The sequence below is a fragment of the Pantoea sp. VS1 genome, assembly GCF_002207995.1.
In the GTDB taxonomy this organism is placed as follows: domain Bacteria; phylum Pseudomonadota; class Gammaproteobacteria; order Enterobacterales; family Enterobacteriaceae; genus Pantoea; species Pantoea dispersa.
Genome location: NZ_NHZE01000052.1, coordinates 164,957 through 171,927, shown reverse-complemented (window position 1 = coordinate 171,927; position 6,971 = coordinate 164,957). Strand labels below are relative to the sequence as shown.

Annotated in this window: 8 protein-coding genes; 2 read left to right on the top strand and 6 right to left on the bottom strand. The window is 59.3% G+C overall.

Annotated elements, in window-relative coordinates; genetic code table 11:
* Both znuC and znuB read left to right on the top strand, forming a co-directional pair.
* Positions 1 to 635 (top strand): zinc ABC transporter ATP-binding protein ZnuC (znuC, locus tag CBW22_RS21425; protein ID WP_088517813.1); only part of this gene is annotated, 635 nt, incomplete at its 5' end.
* On the top strand, positions 632 to 1,417 hold the full coding sequence (znuB, locus tag CBW22_RS21420) for a zinc ABC transporter permease subunit ZnuB (RefSeq protein ID WP_088517812.1): 786 nt from the start codon (positions 632 to 634) through the stop codon (positions 1,415 to 1,417). The genes znuC and znuB, both read left to right, overlap by 4 nt.
* Before the next feature lie 6 nt (positions 1,418 to 1,423).
* On the opposite strand, the gene ruvB is transcribed toward znuB, so the two are convergent.
* The 6 genes from ruvB to aspS form a co-directional block, all read right to left on the bottom strand.
* Positions 1,424 to 2,428, bottom strand: a complete 1,005-nt coding sequence (ruvB, locus tag CBW22_RS21415) for a Holliday junction branch migration DNA helicase RuvB (protein WP_021509970.1) — start codon at positions 2,426 to 2,428, stop codon at positions 1,424 to 1,426.
* An 8-nt stretch (positions 2,429 to 2,436) separates the two neighbouring features.
* On the bottom strand, positions 2,437 to 3,051 hold the full coding sequence (gene ruvA, locus CBW22_RS21410) for a Holliday junction branch migration protein RuvA (protein WP_021509969.1): 615 nt from the start codon (positions 3,049 to 3,051) through the stop codon (positions 2,437 to 2,439).
* 154 nt (positions 3,052 to 3,205) lie between these two features.
* Entirely contained in the window at positions 3,206 to 3,733 is a 528-nt protein-coding gene (gene ruvC, locus CBW22_RS21405; protein ID WP_021509968.1) for a crossover junction endodeoxyribonuclease RuvC, read from the bottom strand.
* A 37-nt stretch (positions 3,734 to 3,770) separates the two neighbouring features.
* Positions 3,771 to 4,514 (bottom strand): YebC/PmpR family DNA-binding transcriptional regulator, encoded by a 744-nt coding sequence (locus CBW22_RS21400; protein WP_021509967.1) that lies wholly within the window; start codon positions 4,512 to 4,514, stop codon positions 3,771 to 3,773.
* Positions 4,515 to 4,755: 241 nt separating this feature from the next.
* Positions 4,756 to 5,187, bottom strand: coding sequence for a dihydroneopterin triphosphate diphosphatase (gene nudB, locus CBW22_RS21395; RefSeq protein WP_088517811.1), 432 nt, complete (start codon positions 5,185 to 5,187; stop codon positions 4,756 to 4,758).
* A complete protein-coding gene (gene aspS, locus CBW22_RS21390) occupies positions 5,187 to 6,968 on the bottom strand; it encodes an aspartate--tRNA ligase (RefSeq protein WP_058757509.1) in 1,782 nt (593 codons plus the stop codon). The genes nudB and aspS overlap by 1 nt, the downstream gene beginning before the upstream one ends.
* Positions 6,969 to 6,971: the final 3 nt, after the last annotated feature.

Genomic DNA, 6,971 nt, shown 5'->3' with positions numbered 1-6,971 from the left:
CCGGCAAGTCCACGCTGGTGCGCACGGTACTCGGCCTGCTCGCGCCAGACAGCGGCAGCGTCCGCCGCGCGCCGGGGCTGCGTATTGGCTATGTACCGCAAAAGCTGCACATCGATCCGACGCTGCCGATCAGCGTTGAGCGCTTTATGCGTCTGACGCGCGGCAGTCGCCGTGACGATATTCTGCCGGCGCTGAAGCGGGTGCAGGCCGGCCATCTGCTGCAGTCACCGCTGCAAAAACTGTCTGGCGGCGAAACGCAGCGCGTGCTGCTGGCGCGCGCCCTGCTCAACCAGCCGCAGCTGCTGGTACTGGACGAACCGACGCAGGGCGTGGATGTTAACGGCCAGGTGGCGCTCTACGACTTGATCGATCAACTGCGACGCGAGCTCAACTGCGGCGTGCTGATGGTCTCGCACGACCTGCATCTGGTGATGGCAAAGACCGACGAAGTGCTGTGCCTCAACCATCACATCTGCTGTTCCGGCACGCCGGAAGCCGTCTCGCAGCACCCGGAATTTATCGCCATGTTTGGCCCGCGCGGCGCACAGCAGCTGGCGATCTATCGCCATCACCATAATCACCGTCACGATTTACAGGGACGCATTGTTCTGCGCAAAGGAAACGGCCCGTCATGATTGAACTGTTATTACCCGGCTGGCTGGGCGGCGTATTGCTGGCCCTGGCGGCCGGTCCGCTCGGCTCTTTTGTCGTCTGGCGCCGCATGTCCTATTTTGGCGATACCCTCGCCCACGCCTCTCTGCTCGGCGTGGCGTTTGGTCTGCTGCTGAATGTGAACCCCTATTATGCGGTGATTCTGGTTACCGTCTGTCTGGCGCTCGGGCTGGTGTGGCTTGAGCGACGCCCGCATCTGGCGATCGATACGCTGTTAGGGATTATGGCGCACAGCGCGCTGTCGCTGGGTCTGGTGGTGGTCAGTCTGATGCAGGGCGTACGCGTTGATTTGATGGCCTATCTGTTTGGCGATTTGCTGGCGATCACCCCGGACGATTTGTCGCTGATGGCGAGCGGCGTGGCAATCGTGCTGGTGGTGATGGCGTGGCAGTGGCGTTCGCTGCTGTCGATGACCATCAGTCCGGAGCTGGCGCAGGTAGACGGCGTAAACATTCAGCGTACCCGCCTGATGCTGATGCTGGTAACCGCGCTGACCATTGGTGTGGCGATGAAATTTGTTGGCGCGCTGATCATTACTTCACTGCTGATCATTCCGGCCGCCACGGCACGACGCTTCTCGCGTTCGCCAGAACAGATGGCCGGCTTTGCGGTGCTTATCGGCATCATAGCCGTCACCGGTGGCCTGACCTTCTCTGCCAGCTACGACACCCCGGCCGGTCCGTCGGTGGTGCTGTGTGCTGCGGTACTGTTCATTATCAGCATGGCAAAAAAACCGGCGGCGTGACGCCGGTTACTCTTCGCGGCTGATGCCGAAATGCTTATAGGCGTGCTGCGTGGCCATCCGGCCGCGTGGCGTGCGCTGAATAAAGCCCTGCTGGATCAGGAACGGTTCGATAACGTCCTCGATGGTTTCACGCTCCTCACCAATCGCCGCCGCCAGATTATCCAGCCCCACCGGACCGCCCATGAACTTGTCGATGATCGCCAGCAGTAGCTTGCGGTCCATATAGTCGAAGCCCTGATTGTCCACATTGAGCATATCCAGCGCGCTGGCGGCCACTTCGCCACTCATGTTGCCACTGGCGCGCACTTCGGCGAAGTCACGTACACGGCGCAGCAGGCGGTTGGCGATGCGTGGCGTACCGCGCGCACGGCGCGCCACTTCCAGCGCGCCCTCTTCGCTCAGCGTCAGCCCCAGGCAGGCGGCGCTGCGTCCGACGATGTGCTGCAGATCCGGCACATTGTAGAACTCCAGGCGCTGCACAATCCCAAAGCGATCGCGCAGCGGTGAGGTGAGTGAGCCTGCGCGGGTGGTAGCGCCAATCAGAGTGAACGGCGGCAAATCCAGTTTGATCGAGCGCGCTGCAGGTCCGTCACCGATCATGATATCCAGCTGATAATCTTCCATCGCCGGATACAGCACCTCTTCCACTACCGGTGACAGGCGATGAATTTCATCGATAAACAGGACGTCGTGCGGTTCAAGGTTGGTGAGCATCGCCGCCAGGTCACCGGCCTTTTCCAGCACCGGACCGGACGTGGTGCGCAGATTGACGCCCATCTCATTAGCCACGATGTTGGCCAGCGTGGTTTTACCCAGCCCGGGCGGACCAAAGATCAGCAGGTGGTCCAGCGCATCGCCGCGCAGTTTGGCGGCCTGGATGAAAATCTCCATCTGCTCGCGCACCTGCGGCTGCCCGACATATTCCGTCAGCAGTTTGGGGCGAATAGCGCGGTCGAGGCTCTCTTCCTCAGTGAAAGAACTGCCCGAGACCAGGCGGTCGGCTTCAATCATGCATTACCTCAAATAGCAGCGCGCAGGGCTTCGCGAATCAGGGTTTCACAATCCGCATCTGGTTTGCCAACCTTGCTGACCATACGGCTGGCTTCCTGCGGTTTATAACCCAGCGCTACCAGCGCCGCAACTGCTTCAGCCTCGGCGTCGTTGTTATCCTGCTGTGCCGACGGTGTGGTCAGGGTAAACGCCGAGTCGCCACCAAACAGGTCGCCGTGCATGCCTTTGAAGCGATCTTTCATCTCAACTACCAGACGCTCAGCGGTTTTCTTGCCCACGCCCGGCAGCTTCACCAGCGAGGCGATCTCTTCGCGCTCCACCGCCGTGACAAACTGCTGCGCTGACATGCCGGAAAGAATCGCCAGCGCCAGTTTGGGCCCGACGCCGTTGACTTTGATCAGCTCACGGAACAGCGCCCGCTCCTGCTTACTGTTAAACCCGAACAGCAGCTGTGCATCTTCCCGCACCACAAACTGGGTGAAGATAATCGCTTCCTGGTTGATGTCCGGCAGCTCGTAAAAGCAGGTCATTGGCAGGTGCACTTCGTAACCCACACCGTGCGCCTCAATCAGCACCAGCGGTGGCTGTTTTTCCAGAATAATGCCTCGTAAACGACCAATCACCTGAGCAATTCCTTAGTGTATGTGTAAGCGTCTGAATCATCGGCCTCCTGCCACACCGCGCTCAACCGCGCGCCTGCTGGAGGTAAAATGTCGGCTATGTATATCATAAAAAAGGCTGGATGCATATCCAGCCTATTGAATGGCCACGCTTTTGCTAACCGGATCGCAAACGTCCGCGCGTCAGCACCAGTTTGCTGTCGCTCATGCGCGCCGCATTCTGGCTGACGTGGCAATGGGTGATGGCGATGGCCAGCGCATCGGCGGCATCCGCCTGCGGATTGGCCGGCAGTTTGAGCAACGTGCGCACCATGTGCTGCACCTGGCTTTTTTCCGCGCTGCCGATGCCGGTTACCGTCTGCTTCACCTGACGGGCCGCATACTCAAACACCGGCAGATCAAGGTTGACTGCTGCGACAATTGCCGCGCCACGCGCCTGACCCAGCTTGAGCGCCGAGTCCGCGTTCTTCGCCATAAACACCTGCTCAATGGCGAAGTAATCCGGCGCGAACTGGGTGATGATTTCGCTGACGCCAGCGTAAATCAGTTTGAGGCGGGAAGGCAGATCGGTGACGTTAGTGCGGATACAGCCGCTGCCCAGATAGCTGAGCTGGCGGCCGGTCTGGCGGATGACACCGTAGCCGGTGACGCGCGAGCCGGGGTCAATCCCGAGTATTATCGCCATAGCGCGTCTCCGTATTGCAGGGGTTTGCGTAACGCCATTACAGCGTTTCCGCTACCTCATCAGAAATTTCACCGTTATGGTAAACTTCCTGCACATCATCACAATCTTCCAGCATGTCGATCAGACGCAGCAGTTTAGGAGCCGTCTCGGCATCCAGTTCCGCTTTGGTTGATGGAATCATCGACACTTCAGCACTGTCGGCTTTCAGACCGGTGGCTTCCAGTGCATCGCGCACGCTGCCCAGCTCTTCCCACGCGGTAAAGACGTCAATCGCGCCATCGTCATAGCTCACGACATCTTCTGCACCGGCTTCCAGCGCCGCTTCCATCACGGCATCTTCGTCCTGGCCTGGCGCGAAGGAGATCACGCCTTTCTTGCTGAACAGGTAAGATACCGAACCGTCGGTGCCGAGGTTACCGCCGGTTTTGCTGAAGGCGTGACGCACTTCGCCCACGGTACGGTTACGGTTATCACTCAGACACTCCACCATGACCGCAGAGCCGCCCGGACCGTAACCTTCATAGATGATGGTTTCCATGTTGCTGTCATCTTCACCGCCGACGCCGCGCGCGATAGCACGGTTCATGGTGTCACGCGTCATGTTGTTGGACAGGGCTTTGTCCATCGCTGCGCGCAGACGCGGGTTGGAGCCGGCATCGCCACCGCCCAGCTTGGCCGCTGTCACCAGCTCGCGAATGATTTTGGTGAAGATTTTACCGCGCTTGGCGTCCTGAGCCGCTTTGCGGTGCTTTGTATTCGCCCATTTACTATGTCCAGCCATCTTACATATTCTCCGATCTTTAACAGGGTGCAGGCTATCTTGCTGGCAATCTTGTTCCCCGGCAGTGCGCGCAATCCTCACGTACTCATGTACGCTCCGGTTGCTGTGCGCTGGCGGTGAACAACCTTGCTGCGCCGATGACGCCTGACTGTTCTATTTTAGCGGTGCAAATCTTTCGACTTACACCGTATGTCTGTAATTTAACGATAAAACCACCGGAAAAACGCGCGGTGGCGGGCATTCAGATAAATTCGTCGATTGCCTGACGATTACTCCACGAGCGGGTTAGTGCGGCAGCGGCGGCCGGTGTCAGCCACTGGGCGGCAAGGTGCTCGCTCAGCACTGGCTGGCGTTCGGCGGGCAGCGCCAGCCGGAACCAGTGTTCCCGGTTATGCGTGATGCCCGGCGCATAGCGATGGCGATAGTGCGGAAAGATCTCAAACTCAATCTGTTTGTGGCAATCTTCCAGCACCAGCCCCTCGGCGACGATATCAATCGCCAGCTCTTCAGCCACTTCGCGCTGCGCCGTTTGCGCCGGCGTTTCGCCCGGCTCCAGGCTGCCGGTAACCGACTGCCAGAAGCTGGGGTCATCGCGCCGCTGCAGCATTAACACCCGGCCGGTATCTTGCGCAAAAATCACCACCAGCACCGATACCGGGTGTTTATAGCCCATTATTTCGTCTCTGGAGTGACTTTCTTCGGCGCGATCTGGATACCGAGGTCCGCCAGCGCCGCCGGATTGGCTTCGCTTGGTGCTTCGGTCATCAGACAGGCCGCCGCGGTGGTTTTCGGGAACGCAATCACATCGCGGATATTGTCGGTGCCGGTCAGCAGCATGGTCAGACGGTCAAGACCGAATGCCAGACCTGCGTGCGGCGGGGTACCGAACTTCAGCGCATCCAGCAGGAAGCCAAACTTCTCACGCTGCTCTTCTTCGCTGATGCCCAGAATGCTAAACACCGTCTGCTGCATATTGCCGCTGTGGATACGCACTGAACCGCCGCCCACTTCATAACCGTTGATCACCATATCGTAGGCGTTAGCCACCGCCTGCGTCGGATCGGCCGCCAGCTGTTCCGCCGTCAGCGCTTTTGGCGAGGTGAACGGATGGTGCATCGCCGCCAGGCCGCCCTCGTCGTCCTCTTCGAACATCGGGAAGTCGACCACCCACAGCGGGGCCCAGGCTTTATCATTGGTGATTTGCAGATCACGGCCCACTTTCAGGCGCAGTGCACCCAGCGCATCCGCCACCACTTTGGCACGGTCGGCGCCGAAGAAGATCAGGTCGCCGTCCTGCGCGTCGGTACGCTGCAGAATAGCTTCAACGATCTCCGGCGTCAGGAATTTGGCCACCGGGCTCTGCACACCGTCGAAACCGCTGGCGCGCGCATTGATCTTCATCCACGCCAGACCTTTAGCACCGTAAATGCCAACAAAGCTGCCGTATTCGTCGATTTGCTTACGCGTCAGCGCGGCACCGCCCGGCACGCGCAGCGCCGCGACGCGACCTTTCGGGTCGTTTGCCGGGCCGGCGAACACCTGGAATTCAACGCTTTTCAGCAGGTCAGCAACGTCCACCAGCTCCATCGGGTTACGCAGGTCTGGCTTATCGGAGCCGTAACGGTTCATCGCTTCGGCGAAGGTCATCTGCGGGAAGTCACCGAGGTCGACGCCTTTGATGTCCAGCCACAGCTCACGGATCATCTGCTCCATCACGCTGCGCACCTGCTCAGCGCTCATGAACGAGGTTTCCACGTCGATCTGGGTGAACTCCGGCTGACGGTCTGCGCGCAGGTCTTCATCACGGAAGCATTTGACAATCTGATAGTAGCGGTCAAAACCAGACATCATCAGCAGCTGTTTAAACAGCTGCGGTGACTGCGGCAGCGCGTAGAATTTACCTTTGTGCACCCGGCTCGGCACCAGGTAGTCACGCGCGCCTTCCGGCGTGGCTTTGGTCAGCATCGGGGTTTCGATGTCGAGGAAGCCTTCACCGTCCATAAAGCGGCGCACGAAGCTGGTAATTCTGGCACGGGTTTTCAGACGCTGCGCCATTTCCGGACGACGCAGGTCGAGGTAGCGATAGGTCAGACGCGCTTCTTCGCTGTTGGTCTGGTTAGAGTCCAGCGGCAGCGGTTCTGCGCGGTTGATGATGTTCAGCTCATGGGCGAACACTTCGATGTCACCGGTGGCCATGTCGCTGTTGCGGTTTTTCTCTTCACGCGCACGCACAGTACCGGTGATCTGGATACAGAATTCATTACGCAGTTCAGACGCCAGCTGGAAAGCCTGCTGATGATCGGCATCGAAAAACACCTGCGCGATGCCTTCGCGGTCACGCATATCGATAAAAATCAGGCTGCCGAGATCGCGACGGCGATTGACCCAGCCGCAGAGAGTAACTTGCTGACCCACATGAGACAGATTGAGCTGTCCGCAATATTCTGTACGCATAAC